Annotated in this window: 18 protein-coding genes and 1 rRNA gene; 4 read left to right on the forward strand and 15 right to left on the reverse strand. The window is 58.3% G+C overall.

The features are described from left to right. Nucleotide 1 precedes the first annotated feature (1 nt). The 10 genes from PF1751_RS23540 to mrcB form a co-directional block, all read right to left on the reverse strand. Nucleotides 2-1,538 (reverse strand): 16S ribosomal RNA (locus PF1751_RS23540). 488 nt (nt 1,539-2,026) lie between these two features. Beyond that, nucleotides 2,027-2,647, reverse strand: coding sequence for a protein-methionine-sulfoxide reductase heme-binding subunit MsrQ (msrQ, locus tag PF1751_RS23545; RefSeq protein WP_010206552.1), 621 nt, complete (start codon nt 2,645-2,647; stop codon nt 2,027-2,029). After that, complete coding sequence (gene msrP, locus PF1751_RS23550; protein WP_010206553.1) at nt 2,647-3,660, reverse strand: protein-methionine-sulfoxide reductase catalytic subunit MsrP; 1,014 nt, start codon at nt 3,658-3,660, stop codon at nt 2,647-2,649. Before msrP ends, msrQ begins: the two co-directional genes overlap by 1 nt. A 63-nt stretch (nt 3,661-3,723) precedes the next feature. Next, nucleotides 3,724-4,581, reverse strand: a complete 858-nt coding sequence (gene pssA / locus PF1751_RS23555; RefSeq protein WP_042570830.1) for a CDP-diacylglycerol--serine O-phosphatidyltransferase — start codon at nt 4,579-4,581, stop codon at nt 3,724-3,726. A gap of 143 nt (nt 4,582-4,724) precedes the next feature. Continuing rightward, nucleotides 4,725-5,741, reverse strand: coding sequence for a ketol-acid reductoisomerase (ilvC, locus tag PF1751_RS23560; protein WP_003194132.1), 1,017 nt, complete (start codon nt 5,739-5,741; stop codon nt 4,725-4,727). A gap of 47 nt (nt 5,742-5,788) precedes the next feature. Beyond that, entirely contained in the window at nt 5,789-6,280 is a 492-nt protein-coding gene (gene ilvN / locus PF1751_RS23565) for an acetolactate synthase small subunit (RefSeq protein WP_003176102.1), read from the reverse strand. A 2-nt stretch (nt 6,281-6,282) separates the two neighbouring features. After that, nucleotides 6,283-8,007 (reverse strand): acetolactate synthase 3 large subunit, encoded by a 1,725-nt coding sequence (locus tag PF1751_RS23570; protein ID WP_010206555.1) that lies wholly within the window; start codon nt 8,005-8,007, stop codon nt 6,283-6,285. A gap of 431 nt (nt 8,008-8,438) precedes the next feature. After that, nucleotides 8,439-8,768 carry a YqcC family protein gene (locus PF1751_RS23575; RefSeq protein WP_021492878.1) on the reverse strand — a complete coding sequence of 110 codons (330 nt, stop codon included), beginning with the start codon at nt 8,766-8,768 and terminating at the stop codon, nt 8,439-8,441. Beyond that, nucleotides 8,768-9,502, reverse strand: a complete 735-nt coding sequence (locus PF1751_RS23580) for a tetratricopeptide repeat protein (RefSeq protein ID WP_010206557.1) — start codon at nt 9,500-9,502, stop codon at nt 8,768-8,770. Before PF1751_RS23580 ends, PF1751_RS23575 begins: the two co-directional genes overlap by 1 nt. A 16-nt stretch (nt 9,503-9,518) precedes the next feature. Then, nucleotides 9,519-11,843 (reverse strand): penicillin-binding protein 1B, encoded by a 2,325-nt coding sequence (gene mrcB, locus PF1751_RS23585; RefSeq protein ID WP_010206558.1) that lies wholly within the window; start codon nt 11,841-11,843, stop codon nt 9,519-9,521. A gap of 118 nt (nt 11,844-11,961) precedes the next feature. Here mrcB and PF1751_RS23590 point away from each other — a divergent pair, with 118 nt between their 5' ends. The 3 genes from PF1751_RS23590 to PF1751_RS23600 all read left to right on the forward strand — a co-directional run bounded on the left by PF1751_RS23590 (nt 11,962) and on the right by PF1751_RS23600 (nt 14,421). Beyond that, entirely contained in the window at nt 11,962-13,518 is a 1,557-nt protein-coding gene (locus PF1751_RS23590; RefSeq protein ID WP_044287888.1) for a bifunctional aminoglycoside phosphotransferase/ATP-binding protein, read from the forward strand. A 93-nt stretch (nt 13,519-13,611) separates the two neighbouring features. Next, nucleotides 13,612-13,956 carry a pentapeptide repeat-containing protein gene (locus tag PF1751_RS23595; protein ID WP_010206561.1) on the forward strand — a complete coding sequence of 115 codons (345 nt, stop codon included), beginning with the start codon at nt 13,612-13,614 and terminating at the stop codon, nt 13,954-13,956. Nucleotides 13,957-14,148: 192 nt separating this feature from the next. Further along, nucleotides 14,149-14,421, forward strand: a complete 273-nt coding sequence (locus PF1751_RS23600; RefSeq protein WP_010206563.1) for a TfoX/Sxy family protein — start codon at nt 14,149-14,151, stop codon at nt 14,419-14,421. Nucleotides 14,422-14,672: 251 nt separating this feature from the next. Here the strand turns inward: PF1751_RS23600 and PF1751_RS23605 are convergent, their stop codons facing one another. The 3 genes from PF1751_RS23605 to PF1751_RS23615 are packed head-to-tail and all read right to left on the reverse strand — an operon-like array spanning nt 14,673 to nt 17,352. After that, complete coding sequence (locus tag PF1751_RS23605; protein WP_010206564.1) at nt 14,673-15,440, reverse strand: heme ABC transporter ATP-binding protein; 768 nt, start codon at nt 15,438-15,440, stop codon at nt 14,673-14,675. Continuing rightward, on the reverse strand, nt 15,440-16,477 hold the full coding sequence (locus PF1751_RS23610; protein ID WP_010206565.1) for a FecCD family ABC transporter permease: 1,038 nt from the start codon (nt 16,475-16,477) through the stop codon (nt 15,440-15,442). The genes PF1751_RS23605 and PF1751_RS23610 overlap by 1 nt, the downstream gene beginning before the upstream one ends. Further along, complete coding sequence (locus tag PF1751_RS23615; protein WP_021492882.1) at nt 16,474-17,352, reverse strand: heme/hemin ABC transporter substrate-binding protein; 879 nt, start codon at nt 17,350-17,352, stop codon at nt 16,474-16,476. The genes PF1751_RS23610 and PF1751_RS23615 overlap by 4 nt, the downstream gene beginning before the upstream one ends. A 156-nt stretch (nt 17,353-17,508) precedes the next feature. Between PF1751_RS23615 and PF1751_RS23620 the strand changes: the two genes are divergently transcribed. Beyond that, nucleotides 17,509-17,826: a Rieske (2Fe-2S) protein gene (locus PF1751_RS23620; RefSeq protein WP_010206567.1), complete on the forward strand. Its 318-nt coding sequence runs from the start codon at nt 17,509-17,511 to the stop codon at nt 17,824-17,826. Here PF1751_RS23620 and sfsA read toward each other — a convergent pair. Continuing rightward, nucleotides 17,823-18,533 (reverse strand): DNA/RNA nuclease SfsA, encoded by a 711-nt coding sequence (gene sfsA / locus PF1751_RS23625; RefSeq protein ID WP_010206568.1) that lies wholly within the window; start codon nt 18,531-18,533, stop codon nt 17,823-17,825. The two genes, PF1751_RS23620 and sfsA, sit on opposite strands and share 4 nt — an antisense overlap. Beyond that, on the reverse strand, nt 18,533-19,705 hold the full coding sequence (locus PF1751_RS23630) for a pyridoxal phosphate-dependent aminotransferase (protein ID WP_010206569.1): 1,173 nt from the start codon (nt 19,703-19,705) through the stop codon (nt 18,533-18,535). The genes sfsA and PF1751_RS23630 overlap by 1 nt, the downstream gene beginning before the upstream one ends. Nucleotides 19,706-19,966 lie beyond the last annotated feature (261 nt).

Raw genomic sequence — 19,966 nt, forward strand, 5'->3', positions numbered from 1 at the left:
TTAAGGAGGTGATCCAGCCGCAGGTTCCCCTACGGCTACCTTGTTACGACTTCACCCCAGTCATGAATCACACCGTGGTAACCGTCCCCCCGAAGGTTAGACTAGCTACTTCTGGTGCAACCCACTCCCATGGTGTGACGGGCGGTGTGTACAAGGCCCGGGAACGTATTCACCGCGACATTCTGATTCGCGATTACTAGCGATTCCGACTTCACGCAGTCGAGTTGCAGACTGCGATCCGGACTACGATCGGTTTTATGGGATTAGCTCCACCTCGCGGCTTGGCAACCCTCTGTACCGACCATTGTAGCACGTGTGTAGCCCAGGCCGTAAGGGCCATGATGACTTGACGTCATCCCCACCTTCCTCCGGTTTGTCACCGGCAGTCTCCTTAGAGTGCCCACCATTACGTGCTGGTAACTAAGGACAAGGGTTGCGCTCGTTACGGGACTTAACCCAACATCTCACGACACGAGCTGACGACAGCCATGCAGCACCTGTCTCAATGTTCCCGAAGGCACCAATCTATCTCTAGAAAGTTCATTGGATGTCAAGGCCTGGTAAGGTTCTTCGCGTTGCTTCGAATTAAACCACATGCTCCACCGCTTGTGCGGGCCCCCGTCAATTCATTTGAGTTTTAACCTTGCGGCCGTACTCCCCAGGCGGTCAACTTAATGCGTTAGCTGCGCCACTAAAAGCTCAAGGCTTCCAACGGCTAGTTGACATCGTTTACGGCGTGGACTACCAGGGTATCTAATCCTGTTTGCTCCCCACGCTTTCGCACCTCAGTGTCAGTATTAGTCCAGGTGGTCGCCTTCGCCACTGGTGTTCCTTCCTATATCTACGCATTTCACCGCTACACAGGAAATTCCACCACCCTCTACCATACTCTAGTCAGTCAGTTTTGAATGCAGTTCCCAGGTTGAGCCCGGGGATTTCACATCCAACTTAACAAACCACCTACGCGCGCTTTACGCCCAGTAATTCCGATTAACGCTTGCACCCTCTGTATTACCGCGGCTGCTGGCACAGAGTTAGCCGGTGCTTATTCTGTCGGTAACGTCAAAACAATCACGTATTAGGTAACTGCCCTTCCTCCCAACTTAAAGTGCTTTACAATCCGAAGACCTTCTTCACACACGCGGCATGGCTGGATCAGGCTTTCGCCCATTGTCCAATATTCCCCACTGCTGCCTCCCGTAGGAGTCTGGACCGTGTCTCAGTTCCAGTGTGACTGATCATCCTCTCAGACCAGTTACGGATCGTCGCCTTGGTGAGCCATTACCTCACCAACTAGCTAATCCGACCTAGGCTCATCTGATAGCGCAAGGCCCGAAGGTCCCCTGCTTTCTCCCGTAGGACGTATGCGGTATTAGCGTTCGTTTCCGAACGTTATCCCCCACTACCAGGCAGATTCCTAGGCATTACTCACCCGTCCGCCGCTCTCAAGAGAAGCAAGCTTCTCTCTACCGCTCGACTTGCATGTGTTAGGCCTGCCGCCAGCGTTCAATCTGAGCCATGATCAAACTCTTCAGTTCAAACATCTTTGGGTTTTTAAGAAACCCTAAACTTGGCTCAGCAATCGTTGGTTACATCTTTGATTTCTCGCGGAGTAACTTGTGATGCTGATAATCTTGTTGACTATCAGTCTGACTCCACAAGCACCCACACGAATTGCTTGATTCAGTTGTTAAAGAGCGGTTGGTTAAGATCTTTCGCCTCAACCGAGGCGCGCATTCTACAGCAGCCTCATTTGCTGTCAAGTGATTATTTTCAGAAGTTTTCGAAGAATTCTTCAACAACTTCAACCACTTGCGCCTTCGATCTCTCGTTAGCGGGAGGCGAATTCTACAGCGTTACACGCTGCTGTCAACACCTCTTTTTCAACTCCCTTTTGGCTTCGATGAACTGAAGCAACCTGCTGCCGAAACCTACATAACTCATTGTTTACCAAGGAGTTTTCCGTTTCGACTGCGCCGGAAGTGGGGCGAATTATAGACGTCTGGAATCCGTCGTCAACCCTTAATTACGCTTTTGTTGCAGAAACTGGTTTTTTCGCAATAAGACGAGGGATTCGCCGCATGACCGGCGGTATCCGCAGCACCAAGAGAAGCGCACCTATAAAAGCATAGATAGCCCACTCCTTCAGATCCGCCCGCACGATCCACAGCATATGCAGCAACCCAAGCCCCAGAACCCCATACACCAGCCGGTGCAGTTTCTTCCAACGGCTGCCCAACCGGCGCTGACTGTAACGATTCGACGTCACCGCCAGCACCAACAGCGACAGGAAACCCAACGCCCCGACAATAATGTAAGGCCGCTTGCGCAACTCAACACCCAACTGCGACCAATCCAGCCCCAGCACAAACACACAATAAGCAGCCAGATGCAGCACAACATAAGCAAAGCACCACAACCCGAGTTGACGGCGTACCGCTATCCACCCCGCCCAGCCACTGAGCTTCTGCAACGGCGTCATTGTCAGGGTGATCAACAATAGAATCAGCGTGCCAAGACCCAGTCGATCAACCAACACCTTGCCCGGATCCGGCCCCAGGACAGAACTCCAAGCTTCATATAGCCAGAACAACGGCCATACCGCCGCCGCTATAAAGACGCCAATGCGCCAGATCGGGAAGCGCATCAGTAGTTCTTCCGCAGATCGAGATCGGTATAAAGAGACGCCACCTCATCCGAATAGCCATTGAACATCTGCGTCTCACGCACATTGGGACTGAACAGCCCACTCGGTAGACGACGCTCCCGCGCCTGAGTCCAACGCGGGTGGTCGACCGTAGGGTTCACATTCGCGTAAAAACCATACTCGTCCGCTGCAATGCTCTGCCAGGTGGTTTTCGGCTGCTCGCTTACAAGGCTGATACGGACAATGGACTTCACACTCTTGAAGCCATACTTCCACGGCACGACCAACCGCAGCGGCGCACCATTCTGGTTAGGCAATTCGCGCCCGTACATCCCCACCGCCAGGATCGCCAAAGGGTTCATCGCTTCATCCAGACGCAGCCCCTCTACATAAGGCCAATCGATCAAGCCAAAACTTGAACGCTGCCCCGGCATGCTCTTTGGATCCTGAAGCGTTTCAAAACGAATGTATTTGGCCTTGGAAGTCGGCTCAACCTGTTTGAGCAACGCCGAGATCGGAAAACCGATCCACGGAATAACCATCGACCACGCCTCGACACAGCGCAGACGGTAGATCCGCTCTTCCAATTGATAAGGCTTCATGAAGTCTTCCAGGGCATAACGGCCTGGCTTGGCGACCTCGCCATCAATCACAACGCTCCAAGGCTCGGTTTTGAGGGAGCCCGCATTCGTCGCCGGGTCGCCCTTGCCTGTACCGAACTCATAGAAGTTGTTGTAGTGGGTCGCATCCTTGAACGGCGTGATCGCTTCGTCCTTCACCGTGACCGCCTGCCATTTGGTGCCTGACAGCTTCTCGGTAAACCAGCCCGGCGCCCTGCCCGCTTCGACATCGGCATAACGCGAGGCTTCGTCAGCACTCGCCCAACGCGGCAAGCTGCTGGCTGCGATACCGGCAAGCGCACCGCCGAGCAAGCTACGGCGAGAGAGATAGAAGGATTCAGGGGTGACATCCGATTCGTGGCAATCGGACGCTTTAGGCAATTTGATTAACATGGCAACTCCGCAGCATTGGAGAACTGATGCACCAATAGACTGCGGAGTATGGGGGAAATTACATTAAGGCAATGTTTTGTCGCGGCGCAGATGCAACAAGTATTGAACCGGCCCCGAAGCAGCGTAAACCAGGAACGCCAGCAACAGAATGCGAGGCGGATCGCTGAACACTACGGCGAACACCAGAACCACTGCCAGGATAGCCACAAAAGGTACACGCCCCTTCAGGTCCAGCTCCTTGAAGCTGTTGTACTTGATATTGCTGACCATCAGCATGCCGGCTGCTGCCACCATCAAGGCCACCAGGAACGACATCTTCGAACCCTGAATGCCGTAATCGCTGAATGCCCAGACAATACCTGCCACCACACCTGCCGCCGCAGGGCTGGCCAGCCCGATGAAGTAGCGCTTGTCGGCGGTCCCCACCTGGGTATTGAAGCGCGCCAGACGCAAAGCTGCACCTGCGACATAGATGAAGGCAACCATCCAACCGACCTTGCCCATATCACCCAACGCCCAGGCGAAAGCCAGTAATGCAGGCGCCACACCGAACGCAACCATGTCCGACAATGAGTCGTACTCGGCACCAAAGGCACTTTGCGTATTGGTCATGCGCGCGACACGACCGTCAAGGCCATCGAGCACCATGGCGACAAAGATGGCGATAGCAGCAAAACCGAAATACTTGCTGGCATTCGCCGCATCACCTGCCGCCAACGCGCTTTGGGCGCTCATGGAGTTGATGATGGAGTAGAACCCGGCAAACAGGTTCGCCGTGGTGAAAAGGTTGGGCAAAAGATAGATGCCACGATGCCGGACCTTGCGGCCTTCCGCGTCATGCCCTTCTTCGACATGTTCATCGATCGGCAGCAGGCTTTCGGCGTCAGGAGCCGGGCTTGGCTCTTCGGGACGTTCGCTCATGGACTTTACCTTGCAACTGTGTGAAAAATTCGACAGATACTTGCGGCGAGTGTTCGCCAGCAAACGATGCAGCTTTATACCAGAACACGCCCCCCAAACGAAAAAACGCGGCCTAAGCCGCGTTTTCCCTTGATGCGTAAGACTTAGTTCTTGGCTTTGTCGACGATCTTGTTGGCACCGATCCACGGCATCATGGAGCGCAGTTGCTCGCCGATGACTTCGATACCGTGAGCGGCGTTGTTACGACGCTTGGCGGTCATCGAAGGGTAGCCGGTAGCGCCTTCGCTGATGAACATTTTGGCGTATTCGCCGTCCTGAATACGTTTCAGGGCGTTGCGCATGGCCTGACGGGACTCGGCGTTGATGACTTCCGGGCCAGTCACGTACTCGCCGTACTCGGCGTTGTTGGAGATCGAGTAGTTCATGTTGGCGATACCGCCTTCGTACATGAGGTCAACGATCAGCTTCAGTTCGTGCAGGCATTCGAAGTAGGCCATTTCCGGCGCGTAGCCAGCTTCAACCAGGGTTTCGAAACCGGCTTTTACCAACTCAACGGTACCGCCGCACAGAACGGCTTGTTCGCCGAACAGGTCGGTTTCAGTCTCGTCCTTGAAGGTGGTTTCGATGATGCCGGTACGACCGCCACCAACGCCTGCGGCGTAGGACAATGCTACGTTCTTGGCGTTGCCCGATGCGTCCTGGTAGATCGCGATCAGGTCAGGGATACCGCCACCTTTGACGAACTCGGAACGCACGGTGTGGCCCGGTGCTTTCGGCGCGATCATGATCACGTCGAGGTCGGCGCGCGGCACAACCTGATTGTAGTGAATCGCGAAGCCGTGGGAGAAGGCCAGGGTGGCGCCTTTTTTGATGTTCGGCTCGATTTCATTCTTGTACAGCGAAGACTGGAACTCGTCCGGGGTCAGGATCATGACCAGGTCGGCAGCAGCAACGGCGGAAGCGACGTCAGTCACTTTCAGGCCGTGGGCTTCAGCCTTGGCAACAGTGGCCGAACCTTTACGCAGGCCAACAGTTACGTCAACGCCGGAATCTTTCAGGTTGCACGCTTGGGCGTGCCCCTGGGAGCCGTAGCCGATGATGGCGACTTTCTTGCCCTGGATGATCGACAGGTCACAATCTTTATCGTAATAAACTTTCATGAGGTTCCTCTATATATCCAGGCCGTGAGGCCATTCGCTAATTTGGGTTAGATGCTGAGTACTTTGTCGCCACGGGCAATCCCGGTGACACCACTGCGTACCGTTTCCAGAATCGAGGCCGTCCCGATCGACTGGATGAAGCTGTCCAGCTTGTCGCTCGTACCGGTCAGTTGAACGGTATAAACGCTGGCGCTCACATCGACGATCTGCCCGCGATAGATGTCGGTCGTGCGCTTGATCTCGGCACGTTGGGCACCCGTAGCCTTGACTTTAACCAGCATCAGCTCGCGCTCAATGTGGGCACTTTCCGACAGGTCGACCAGCTTGACCACTTCGATCAGCTTGTTGAGGTTCTTGGTGATCTGTTCGATCACCTCATCGTGGCCAACCGTAGTCAACGTCAGGCGCGACAGGGTCGGGTCTTCGGTCGGGGCCACCGTCAGGCTTTCGATGTTGTAGTTGCGTTGCGAAAACAGGCCGACAACACGAGACAGAGCGCCGGGCTCGTTCTCCAGAAGCAGGGAGATAATGTGCCGCATGATTAGGTACGCTCCGTCTTGTTCAGCCACATGTCGCGCATAGAGCCGTCTTTGATCTGCATCGGGTAGACGTGCTCGCTGGTATCCACCTGAATATCGATGAACACCAGGCGATCCTTCATGGCGAACGCCTCTTCCATCTTCGGCTTCAGATCTTTCAAATCAGTGATGCGAATGCCGACATGGCCATAGGCTTCAACCAATTTCACGAAATCCGGCAGCGATTCCATATAGGAATGGGAGTGACGGCTGTTGTAGCTCATGTCCTGCCATTGACGAACCATGCCCAGCACGCCGTTGTTCAAGCAGACGATCTTCACCGGAAGACCGTACTGCAGGCACGTCGACAGTTCCTGGATGTTCATCTGGATGCTGCCCTCACCGGTGACGCACGCGACGTCGGTGTCCGGGAAGCTCAGTTTCACACCCATGGCTGCAGGGAAACCAAAGCCCATCGTGCCCAGGCCACCGGAGTTGATCCAGCGGTTAGGCTTATCAAACTTGTAGTACTGCGCAGCGAACATCTGGTGCTGGCCCACGTCTGAGGTCACAAAGGCGTCGCCCTTGGTCACTTCGCACAGGGTCTCGATCACGGTTTGTGGCTTGATGATGCTGCCGTCGCCCTTGTCATAAGGGAACAGGCCGCGGTCACCGCGCCATTCGTCGATCTGCTTCCACCAACTGGCAACGGATTCCTTGTTTGGGGTCTCGCCAATGTCCTTGAGCGCAGCAACCATTTCGGTCAACACGCTTTCCACAGGACCTACGATCGGCACATCGGCCTTGATGGTCTTGGAGATGGACGCCGGGTCGATGTCGATGTGAATGATCTTGGCATTCGGGCAGAACTTGCTCGCGCCGTTGATTACCCGGTCGTCGAAACGCGCGCCCACTGCCAGGATCACGTCGGCGTGGTGCATCGCCAGGTTGGCGGTGTAGCTGCCGTGCATGCCGAGCATGCCCACGAACTGACGGTCTGTACCCGGGAAGGCACCGAGGCCCATCAAGGTGTTGGTCACCGGCAGATTGAGCAGCTTGGCCAGTTCGGTCAAAGGCGCAGAACCGCCGCCCAGAATGACGCCACCGCCCGAGTACAGCACAGGACGCTTGGCCGCCAGGAGCATTTCTGCCGCCTTGCGGATTTGCCCCGAGTGCCCACGAACGGCCGGGCTGTAGGAACGCAGCTTGGCCTTCTTCGGGAAGATGTATTCAAATTTTTCCGCCGGGTTGGTCATGTCTTTCGGCACGTCGACCACGACAGGACCCGGGCGACCGGACTGTGCGAGGTAGAACGCCTTTTTCATGACTTCCGGGATTTCCGACGGATGCTTGATCATGAAGCTGTGTTTCACGATCGGCCGGGAAATACCGATCATGTCGGTTTCCTGGAATGCATCGGTACCCACCATGGTGCTGGGCACCTGGCCGGAAATGATCACCATCGGGATGGAGTCCATATACGCAGTCGCGATGCCGGTAATGGCATTCGTTGCGCCTGGGCCGGACGTCACCAGTACCACGCCGGCTTTACCGGTGGCACGGGCATAACCGTCAGCCATATGGGTCGCAGCCTGTTCGTGGCGAACCAGGATGTGGGTAACAGCCGGTTCCTTGAACAGTGCGTCGTAGACATGCAGCAGAGCACCACCTGGGTACCCGTAGATATAGTCGACGCCTTCGTCACGCAAAAAGCGGACGAGCATCTCACCACCAGATAAAAGCTCCACGTTGTTCACCTCTAAAACGCCAGAATACCGTCCGTTGAAAACCGACGGGTCTTAATAGGTTTACTTCTCAACAGAGCATGAGCGACGGTGGTCGCCGACTACGTCAGCACTGACTGAGCAAGTATTGGGATCGTCCCAAGTGTTGCGGGCTTTTCCCACCCAGCGCGAGGTAACGCGTTGCGGGTGTAACAGGTCGGCGCGGATGTGCGCCTCATGATCTGCTGAGCGGGCCTGCTTCTGGCAGTCCCGATACAGCGGACTTTGGATTCTTCTGTTTCAGGCCCTTCAAGTCAAGCAATAATTGCGCTTTTTTCCAACTAAGCGCATGAGAACGTAGGAGAAAGGGCTTTGAGGAGGGATAAAACTCGCCTGAATGTCGTCAAGCGGTAGAAATATGCGCAAGACTGCCGGAAAAACCGGCAGTCAGGCAATTAACGAGCGTCGACGATCAATTGGTCGAACTTTTTCAGCGCGTTACGCAAGCCAAGGCTCTCTTGCGGGCGGTCGGCATAGACCATCTCGGCCATCTCCAGGATGCCTGACGCATTGGGCAACGGCAGGTCCTGTTCGAGGATCTGCTTCATGCGGACCAGGAATATCCATTGCAGCCACTGGTGAAAATCCAGGGTATCCACCGAAAACGGCTCGACACTGCTGAGCGCCTCGACGCTGGGGGACACGTCGTCCCACCAGCCCTGCACGCGCAATTCGCGCTCAATCAGCAATAATTGTTCAGCAATCGCAGGAAACCGTGCATCCATCAGAGGCTGACCTTGGCTTTTTGACGCGCCTGGGCGGCGCCGGCGGCATCACCTTGTGCGGCACGAGCGTCACCAATCAACGCCCACAAGCTGGCTTGCAGGTCGGGACGGCCGTTGGCGAGAGACAAGCCGCGACGGGCGAATTGTTCGGCCTGGGGAGCGTCACCTTGAGCCATGCGTACTTGAGCCAGGCGATACAGCACTTGCGGCTCACGCGGCGCAACGCGCTGGGCACGTTCGAGACTCGACGAGGCGCCGTTCAAATCACCGCCCGCCTGCTGTTGCTGGGCAGTGGTCAACAAAGCCAGCACCGGGCCATCCAGTTGCTCGTCAGCCGAAAGGCCACCGCTGCTGGACGACGATGGAATGCCACTCGGCGTCGATGGCATGTTGTAGGTGCCCTGGTTGCTTGGAGCGGTCTGTATCGGCGCGGTATCGATCGGGCCGGAGTTGCTTGGCCCAGGAGTCCACGGCTCGGCGCTGATCGGAGCTGATGTCGCAGCCCCACTGCCTGGCACCATTACCACCACGCCCGAATCCTGCGGCATGGCTTGTGGCTTGGCCTGGGCAGGACGATTGGTTACGGTCTGGCGGAAACCGCCATTGGCCGAGATCCGGTCGTTATTGGAGACGGCTGTACTCGAGTCCACCACGGGAATGGAACCGCGCTGCACGCTGGAGCAACCGCTGAGCAAAGCCAGAGCTGTAATAGCTGGAAACAACCACTTGTTCACTTGAAACCCTCTTTGCTTAATTCATCCAGCCCTTGACCCAATCCATCACCGATTCCGCGTCAGCGGGGGCACTGCCACCGCATGCGGCGCCGGGTGGCGGTTCGCTGCCGCGAATATACGGCATCTGCACCGCGCCCGGACAGTTGGCATCGGAGCCCTGGCCCGTGTGCGGATCAATCCAGGCCTGCACGATGTTGTCCGGCTGCGGCATGTTTAACGGCAGCGGGTCGGCTTTGCGCATGAAGCTGGTCCAGACCTGCAGCGCACCGGTAGCACCGGTGAATGGCGTCTTGCCGTTATCGTCGCGCCCCAGCCACACCACTGCCAGCACATCCTGACCGAAACCAGCGAACCAGCTGTCACGCGAATCGTTACTGGTACCGGTCTTGCCTGCCAATGTCAGGTTCGCCGGCAGCACGCTGTAGACCGAGCGCCCGGTACCTTCACGCATAACGCGCTGCATGGCGTTCTGGATCAGGTAGATGGAGCCTGCGTCGAAACGCTGCTGAATCTGGAACGGGTAGCGCTTGAGCGGCTCGCCCTCGGCGGTCAACACGCTGCGAATCCCGCGCATCGGCGTATTGAAGCCACCGTTGGCGAGAGTCTGGTACATGGTCGCGACTTCCATGGGGGTCATCGCGCCAGCGCCCAGCAGAATCGATGGGAACGCCGGGAACTCACGAGTGACGCCCAGCCGCGCAATGGTCTTGAGGACATTCGGTACACCGACTTCAAGGCCGAGTCGCGACGTGGAAATGTTGTAGGAGTGGGCAATACCCTGATACAGGAACACTGTGCCGTGAGAACGCCGATCGAAGTTCTGCGGCGTCCACACCTGCCCATCGCCACCTTTGACCGACAGCGGGTCATCCGACAACCAACTGGTCAGCGTGTACTTGCTCGGTTTTTCCAGGGCGGTCAGGTAAACCGCTGGCTTGACCAGTGAACCGATCGGCCGCACCGCATCCAGCGCGCGGTTGAAGCCGGCAAAGCTGGCTTGGCGACTGCCGATCATCGCCTGCACTTCACCGGTTTCCGGGTTGGTCACCACCATGGCCGCTTCGACTTCGTCCGAGCCTTTACGGCCTGTCAGACGTTTAAAGGTGTCGTTGACCGACGCTTCGGCCTTCATCTGCAGGATCGGGTCAAAACTGGTAAAAATCCGCAGGCCTTCTTCAGTCAAGTCTTCGTCGCGGTAGTCTTCACGCAACTGGCGTTTGACCAGGTCGATAAAGCCCGGGAAGGAGCTGTCTGCCAGCTTGCCGCGGGTTGTTACACCAAGTGGCATTTTCTTGGCTGCAGCGACTTGTTCAGCCGTGGCGACGCCTTGCTGCTCAAGCACATCGAGCACCAGGTTACGGCGCTCCAGCGCACGCTCAGGATTGCGGCGCGGATTGTAGTAGGAAGGTCCCTTGACCATGCCCACCAACAGTGCGACCTGGTGCAGCTTCAGTTCGGACAGCGGCTGACCAAAGAAGAACTGGCTGGCCAAGCCGAAACCATGTACCGCTCGCTGGCCATCCTGACCGACAAATACCTCGTTGAGGTACGCCTCAAGGATTTCCTGCTTGCTGTAGTGCAGCTCCAGCAGCATCGCCATCATTGCTTCGGTGAGCTTGCGGGTCAGGCTGCGCTCGTTGGTCAGGTAGAAGTTCTTGACCAATTGTTGCGTCAGCGTACTGCCCCCCTGGGTCATCTTGCCGCCGGAGGTATTCACCCAGACCGCGCGGGCAATCGACTTCGGCGAAACACCCCAGTGATGGTAGAAATCGCGGTCTTCAACGGCGACCAGCGTTTCCAGCAGATACGGTGGCACCTGATCAAGTTTGATCAGGATGCGATCTTCCAGGTTTTTTGGGTAAATGCCGCCAATCATCAGCGGTTCCAGGCGAACCACAGGCAACTTGGAGCCGTTGAGCGACGACAGTTCGGCGACGTAATCGCCGGAGAAACGCACGCGCACAGGCTGTGCTTTTTCCAGGCCTTCGTAGAACTGGAAGCCACGGGTGTTCAGGTCGACGGTGTTACCACTGACGGCGGCGGCACCGGGACCGTTACTCACAGGTTCGCGGCGGTAGCCCAAGGCGTCGAGTTCAGTGAGAAAATCATCCTTGCTCAGCTTCTGGCCGGTGAACAACTCCAGCGGGCGAGCATACACCTTGGCCGGGATGGTCCAGCGCTTGCCGGAGAATTTCTCCTGCACCACAGCGTCGAGGTACACCGCAAAGCCAGCGAGTACCACCAGGCCTACCAGGCCGAGCTTGAGCGCCCAGCCCAGCCAAGGACGCAGGCCGCGGGAAGGAGGTTTTTTACGGGAACGGGGGGATCGAGTTCGAGTCATGGCGGCGGATTATACGCACTTTATCGATGATCAACATGAGCCGGACAGCGGTTTGCACGACCGCTCGTAGCGGCCATAATGCCCGCCATGTTTTTCCCCAGACTCTGAAGGATCGCCCGTGAGCCAGTCCCTGATCGCTGCCCTGCAAAACCCGGCTTTATACCCTCACCCGGTTGAAGCGTTTCAAGTCATCGAAACCCATATTTCCTGGGTCGTCCTGACCGGCCCGTATGCCTATAAGCTGAAGAAGCCGATGAACTTCGGGTTTCTGGATTTCACCGATCTGGAAAAGCGCGGGCACTTCTGCAACGAAGAACTGCGCCTCAACCAGCGCCTGACCGAAGATTTGTATCTTGAAGTGTTGCCGATTACCGGCAGTGCCGAAGCCCCGCAATTGGGCGGTGACGGCCCGGTCATCGAATACGCGCTGAAAATGCGCCAGTTCCCGCAGAGCCAGTTGCTCAGCACCTTGCAAGCCAACGGCGAACTGACCAGTGCGCACATCGATGAGATGGCCAAGCAAATCGCGCACTTCCATCTCACGGCGCCAAAAGTCCCGCAAGAACACCCGGCAGGTACCCCGGATGAAGTGATGGCGCCGGTTCGCCAGAATTTCGACCAGATCCGTCCGTTCCTGAGCGACAAGTCTGACCTGGCTCAGTTGGACGCTCTGCAAGCCTGGGCCGAGAGCAGCTTCGAGCGCCTCAAGCCGCTGTTCTCCCAGCGCAAAACAGACGGTTTCACCCGCGAATGCCACGGCGATATTCACTTAGGCAACGCCACGTTGATCAATGGCCATGTGGTGATCTTCGACTGCATCGAGTTCAATGAGCCATTCCGTTTCACCGATGTGTATGCCGATACCGGCTTCCTGGCCATGGACCTTGAAGACCGGGGCCTCAAGTCCCTGGCGCGCCGCTTTATCAGCCAGTACCTGGAACTGACCGGCGACTATCAGGGCCTGGAGGTGCTGAACTTCTATAAAGCCTATCGCGCCTTGGTCCGCGCCAAAATCGCGCTGTTCAGCATGCCAAGCGAAGCCAGCCCGGTGCAACGCGCCACGACCCTGCGCCAATACCGCAACTACGCCAACCTGGCGGAAAGCTATAGCACCATTCCTTCGCGTTTCCTGGCCATTACCCACGGTGTGTCGGCCGTCGGTAAAAGCCACGTGTCCATGCGTTTGGTTGAAGCCCTTGGCGCTGTACGCCTGCGCTCGGACGTGGAGCGCAAGCGCCTGTTCGGCGAGCAACACGTGGAGAACACGCCACAAGCCGGCATCTATGCCGCCGACGCCAGCGCAGCGACCTACGCACGGTTGAATGAAATTGCCGACACCGTGCTGCGCGCCGGTTACCCAGTGGTGCTGGACGCTACTTTCCTGAAACGCGAGCAACGCGATGCTGCTGCTAAAGTAGCTGAGGCCACAGGCGCGCCCTTCCTGATCCTGGATTGCAATGCGCCGCAAGCCGTTATCGCCAGCTGGTTGGCGCAACGTCAGGCGGACAAAAACGATCCTTCCGACGCGACACTGACGATTATCGAAGAACAGCAAGCCAATCGCGACCCGCTGACTGCCGAGGAATTGCGCCTCAGCAAACGCGTCGAAACGAACGAAAGTGGCACCCTCGACGCGTTGGTGGCGCATATTCGTCAGCGCCTGCCCGGCCTGTAAGAAAAATTTCTTGGTCGTGTCGCCTGCTTAGGGGGCACGGCCAAGCAATAGTGGCACTATAATGGCGTCATAAATCCAACAGGAGTCGCCTTCATGAGTCAGCCCAAGCTTCTTGATACTCCGCTTTACTCGCTCCTGCACAAAGACGATATCCGAGGCTTCAACCAGGAGCGCCCAAAAGACGGCGTCATCGACATGCGCGGTGGCGACTTCCGTGGATTGGACTTGCGTGAGCTGAATACCACCGGCGTGGATTTTACCGACGCCTATTTCCGCTCCGCCGACCTGCGCGGCCTGGACCTGCGCGACTGCCCAATGGAAGGCGCCAGCCTGGCCCACGCACAAATTTCCGGCACCTACTTCCCACCCGAACTGACCGCCGATGAGATCCTCATGTCGGTTAATTTCGGTACTCGCCTGCGCTACCGCACCCGCTGAAACCCTCTGCTCCAGCCCCGGTTTCGCGCAGGCGTACCGGGGACTTCCCACCTGACTGGTCTCGCCACGCCAATAAGCTTTAGGCCGTTTCCGACTAAAGAACTACGCTTTTCCTACTGAGCGCTACACTCCTGTTCAGGCTTGCCTGGTTTCGATACCCACCGCACCATTCGGCCGTCGCAAGGAGGCTTGATGAACGATGAGCTGCAACACCTGAAAAACCTCGGCAAGACGTCAGCGCAGTGGCTGCATGCGGTGGGCATCCACAGTGCGTCGGACTTGCGCCGCCTGGGTGCGGTCGATGCGTACCGGGCCGTCCGGACGCGGGGGTTTCGCGCCTCGAAAGTCCTGTTGTATGCCATCGAAGGGGCATTGATGGATGTGCACTGGAATGACATTCCTGCCGAGCGCAAGGAAGCCTTGAACCGTCAATTGGACGCGCTATCGGCACGCCAGAAGAATTAGCGCGCCGACAATCCCCAACATTTACAGGCATTGCAAACAGGCGTTTGAGAAAACGCAGCGCACATGCAAAAACAAATGTTGACTCTCAAATGAGAATCGTTATGATTATCACAACTGGTCGCGAGATCAGCCGATAACTGAAAGGCCCTTGGTTCGGACTCTCAGATTATCTCCTCATCAGGCTAATCACGGTTATTTGACCCGGCTCTTGCCGGGTCTTTTTTTATCTATAAAAAGCGGCCTACGGACAATCAACGCGCAATGATCAGTGGATGCCCACGCTCCGGATGGGGCTGCACGAGCACATCCAGACCAAATACAGCCTTTAACGGTTCAGGTTGCATCACTTGCGCCGGCGTATCCAACGCGTGTGGCCGCCCCGCCTCCAGCAGCAGAATCCGATCGCAGTAACGCGCCGCCAGGTTCAGGTCATGAAGGATCACCAGCACCGCCGCCCCACGGTCGGCAAAGGTGCGAATGGCCTGCAAAGTGGTGTGTTGATGCAAAGGGTCCAGCATCGACGTCGGCTCATCCAACAGCAACGTCTGCCCTGCCTCGCCCGGCCATAACTGCGCCAGCACCCGCGCCAGATGCACCCGCTGACGCTCGCCACCGGACAGTGCCAGGTAGCTGCGGCCGCTCAAGTGGCCGACATCTGCCGCCTGCAAGGCGGCCTCGATGATCTCGTCATCGCGCACTCGCCCTGTCTGGTGCGGCAAGCGGCCCATGCCGACAACCTCTTCGACACGGAAAGCAAAGTCCAGCGTCGAGCTTTGCGGCAATACCGCCAGGCGTTGTGCCCGCTGCGCACCACTCCACTCGTTCAACGGGCGTTGATCCAACCACACCTTGCCTTGGTCGGGGTGCAGCTCACCGCACAATCCACCGAGCAACGTACTCTTGCCCGCACCGTTGGGGCCCAGCACCCCGAGCACTTCACCCGGCAACAGGTCGAGGGTGACATCTGCCAATACAGTTTTGTGACCGCGACGGATCTGCAGGTCTTCAACACGCAGCATCAGGCACGCCCCCGCAATAACAGGTAAAGAAAAAACGGCGCACCGATGAACGCAGTGACGATTCCGATCGGCAGCTCAGCCGGCGCCAAGGCAAGCCGCGCGACCAGATCGGCAAACAACAACAGGCTCGCACCCGCGAGGACCGACGCTGGTAACAGCACACGATGGTCCGGCCCCGCCAGCAAACGCACCAGATGCGGCACCACCAGCCCCACAAAACCGATCATGCCCGCGGCAGCCACCGCAGCCCCTACACCCAGCGCCGTGCAGAAAACCAACTCGCGCTTAAGCCCTTCCACATCGATGCCGAGATGATTGGCCTCCGACTCACCCAGCAGCAAGGCATTCAACGCCTTGGCTCGGCGCGGCAACCACATTGCCACCCCCGCGCTCACCAGTAACAACGGCCATAACCGCGAATAGCTGGCGCCATTGAGGCTGCCCAGGTTCCAAAATGTCAGGGTGCGTAGGGTGGCGTCGTCGGCCAGGTAGGTAAACAGACCCACCGCCGAACTGGCGAGGGCTGTGAGGGCAATGCCGGCGAGCAGCATGGTCGCGACGTTGGTCTGGCCGTTACGCCGCCCCAGTCGATAGACCAGTGCAGTTACACCCAGCCCACCCAGGAATGCACAGAACGACAGCAGATAGGGCCCGAACGCATCCGGCAAACCGCCGAAAAACGAACCACCAACAATCGCCACCGCCGCCCCCAGCGCAGCGCCGCTGGAGACCCCGACCAAACCTGGATCAGCCAGCGGATTGCGGAACAACCCCTGCATTGCCACACCCGACAAGGCGAGTACACCGCCGACGGCTAAGCCCAGCAACGTGCGCGGCAAACGGATCTGCCCCAGGATCAGCTCAGCCTGCTCCAACCCCTGGGCCTCGATCGGCAGCCCCATCAAACGCAACGCGGCCTTAAGTGTGTCCAGCAGTGGCAAGCTGACGGGGCCCAGCGCCAGCGACAGCCAGATCGCCAAGACACACAACAGCGCCAGCCCAACAAACAGCGTCTTCGGCTTGACCAGCGTGGTCATGGGGCAGGCTTAGTCTGGGACGGATAAAACCCGGCAGACAGATCCGCCAGGCTTTGTGGCATACGCGGCCCAAGCCCGCCAACCAGCAGCGTGGGATCGACCTCAAACACTCGCCCGTTCTTGGCCGCCGGCGTGGAAGCCAGGATCGGATTCTCTTTGAACAGCGCAGCACGCGCCGCATCCCCGTTCAAAGCACGATCAGCAAACACCAACACATCCGGGCTCAACCCCGCCAACGACTCCACCGAAAACGGCTTGTAGCCAGTATGCGTCGCCAAATTGCGCCCGCCCGCCTGCTGCAACATCCAGTCAGCCGCCGTGTCTTTGCCCGCAATCAGTGGTTTACCGCCCGCATGCCCCAGCAACAGCAATACGCCGGGGGCCTTTTGGGTGGACTGAGCGTTGGCAACCCAGCGTTTCTGCTGATCCAGTGCCTGCTCATATCCGGTAAACAATTCGTTGGCCTTGGCATCAGTGCCCAGCAACTTGCCCAAGTGCTGAAGGTTGCCCTTCAACGTCGGCAAGTCAGGCTGCGCCGAGAACATCTCCACCTGCACACCCGCACTGCGAATCTGCGCCAGCACCGGCGGCGGGCCCATTTCTTCGGTGCCTACCAGCACTTGCGGGCGCAAGCTCAAGATGCCTTCAGCCGACAGCTGCCGCTGGTAGCCAATACTCGGTAACGCCTTGAGGGCGTCTGGATGCTGGCTGGTGGTATCCACCCCCACCAACTTCGACTCGCCGCCCAAGGCCGTCACCCACTCAGACAACGCCCCGCCGGCACTTACCCAGCGTTGTGGCAGTTCAGAGGCTTGAGCCCCAGGGTTGAGCAGCAGTCCGACAACAAGCGCAATAGCGCTGGCACTCAGGCGCATAACAGGGTTTCCTTCCTAGGGCGGGGCCGCTCAAACGCTCATCAATGTGACAGATATGCCCTGCCCCGCATCGTATTGAGCGCCCGGTCAGCTAACGGGCGAAGCCGGCATTTGATAATTGTTTGCATTTGAACGTCAAGGCACTTAAGGATTGAAATGAAGTTTCTCTGCTCCTCCGATACCCTCGCGCCAGACAGCAGCCTGGGCTTTGAAATCGATGGTTGCAAATTGTTGGCCGTGCGCCGGGACGGTGTTGCCTACTTCTATATCAACCGTTGCCCCCATCGCGGCGTCCCACTGGAATGGCAGCCCAACCGGTTTCTCGACGACAGCGCCAGCCTGATCCAGTGTGCCACCCACGGCGCGCTGTTCCTGATCGAGAGCGGCGAGTGCATCGCCGGCCCGTGTGCCGGGCAAAGCCTTACTGCCCTGCCCGGCCGCGAAGACGCCCAGGGGTTGTGGGTGGAACTCTAGTCGAGCAGTACGTCCAATCGCCGGTCCACGTAGATCTCTTCGCAGGTCACTCGCACACCATAGGCCAGCACTTCCACGCCTGCCGCTTCGGCTTCGCGCAGCGCCGCAGCATAGGCCGCATCAATCTCCACCGCCGGGCGCACGGCATCAATCCCCGAGAGATTGACGCAATACAACTGCACCGCACGCACACCGTCACGCGCCAGATGGGCCAGCTCGCGTAAATGCTTGGCGCCTCGCTGAGTCACTGCATCGGGGAAGGCGGCGATCGAGGTACCGTCAAAACCCAGGGTTACACTTTTGACTTCGACGTAGGCCGCACCGTCGGGATAGTCCAGGCGAAAGTCGATGCGGCTTTTCTCCTGACCGTAAGGCACTTCGCGCTTCAAAGCGGTAAAGCCATTGAGCTCGGTGATTACACCCGCACGCAACGCCTCCTCGACCAACTGATTCGCGCGTGCCGTATTGACGCACGCAAGTCGGCCCTGGGGCGTTTCGGCAATCTCCCACGTGCCGGGGAGCTTGCGCTTGGGGTCATTGGAGCGACTGAACCAGACCTGCCCACCTTCGACCATGCAATTAAGCATCGAGCCGGTGTTGGGGCAATGAATGGTCAGCAACTCGCCGGTGACGGTTTCGATATCGGTGAGAAAGCGCTTGTAGCGACGAATCAGCCGGGCTTCTTCAAGAGGAGGATGAAAGCGCATCAGCCTTGCCAGCTCCGTAAGCCACGGGCGATTCGCTCCACCGCCTCCTGCAGGCGGTCGAGGTTTTGCGTGTAGGCAAAGCGCACATGATGACCGGCTTTAAAGCGGCCAAAATCCAGGCCTGGGGTAAAGGCCACATGCTCGGTTTCGAGGAAGTGACGACAGAATGCGAAGGCATCACCGCCAAACGCGCTGATATCGGCATACAAATAGAACGCCCCTTCCGGCTCGACGGCGATGCCAAACCCCAACTCGCGCAAGGCAGGCAGCAGGAAGTCACGACGACGGCCGAATTCAGCGCGGCGTTCTTCAAGAATGCTCAGGGTTTGCGGGGTGAAACACGCTAACGCCGCGTGCTGGGCCATGCTTGGCGCACTGATGTAAAGGTTTTGCGCCAGTTTCTCCAGTTCCCCCACTGCGGCCGGGGGCGCCACCAGCCAACCCAGGCGCCAGCCGGTCATGCCGAAATACTTGGAAAAACTATTCAGGACAAATGCTTCGTCGTCGACTTCCAGCACGCTGGCCGCGTCCGTGCCGTAGGTGAGGCCATGGTAAATCTCGTCCACGACCAAGTGGCCGTTGCGCGCCTTGATGGCGGCGGAAAGCCCGGCCAATTCGTCACGCGTGAGGATCGTCCCGGTCGGGTTGGCCGGGGACGCCACGAGCGCGCCGACACTGTCTTGATTCCAGTGCTTGGCCACCAGGTCGGCGGTCAACTGGTAGCGCACTTCGGGGCCGACTGGCACCAGTTGGGCCGCGCCCTCCACCAACCGCAGGAAATGACGATTGCACGGGTAACCGGGGTCTGCGAGCAACCAGTGCTTGCCCGGATCCACCAGCAGGCTGCTGGCCAGCAGCAAAGCGCCGGAACCGCCGGGGGTGATCAGGATACGCGCGGGGTCCACGTTCAGCCCGTAGCGCTGCTGGTAGAAACCGCTGATGGCCTCGCGCAGTTCCGGCAAGCCGCGGGCGGCGGTATAACGCGTCTTGCCGTTGGCCAAAGCCGCCTGGCCGGCCTTGATGATCGGCTCGGCGGTGGTGAAATCCGGCTCGCCGATTTCCAGGTGGATCACGTCATGACCAGCGGCTTGCAGCTCATTGGCCCGCGCCAGCAATGCCATGACATGAAAAGGTTCGATGGCGCGACTGCGCGCACTGTAGGGCTGAGCCATTAGCCTTCCTTAACGGTGAGGACAAAATCTGGATTCTACCGAACCCGCGCCGTAAAACATGTTCTATTGCCTGCCCGGCGGCATGTGGCGTTCGGGCAAGTGCCTGCAAAACGACTAAAATCTAAAGCTGAGGCAATACATACCCAGCAACGGCGGGCTGTCGTAGTTTGCAACCCCATTGCCGTGGGCCTCGACAACCGGGAGTGGCGCACCCCGAATCTATCTGGTAAGTTCGCCCGCTTGCAGCCGCAGGGCCGGCAG

Origin of the sequence: Pseudomonas simiae, assembly GCF_000934565.1 — a bacterium.
GTDB classification, from domain to species: Bacteria; Pseudomonadota; Gammaproteobacteria; order Pseudomonadales; family Pseudomonadaceae; genus Aquipseudomonas; species Aquipseudomonas simiae.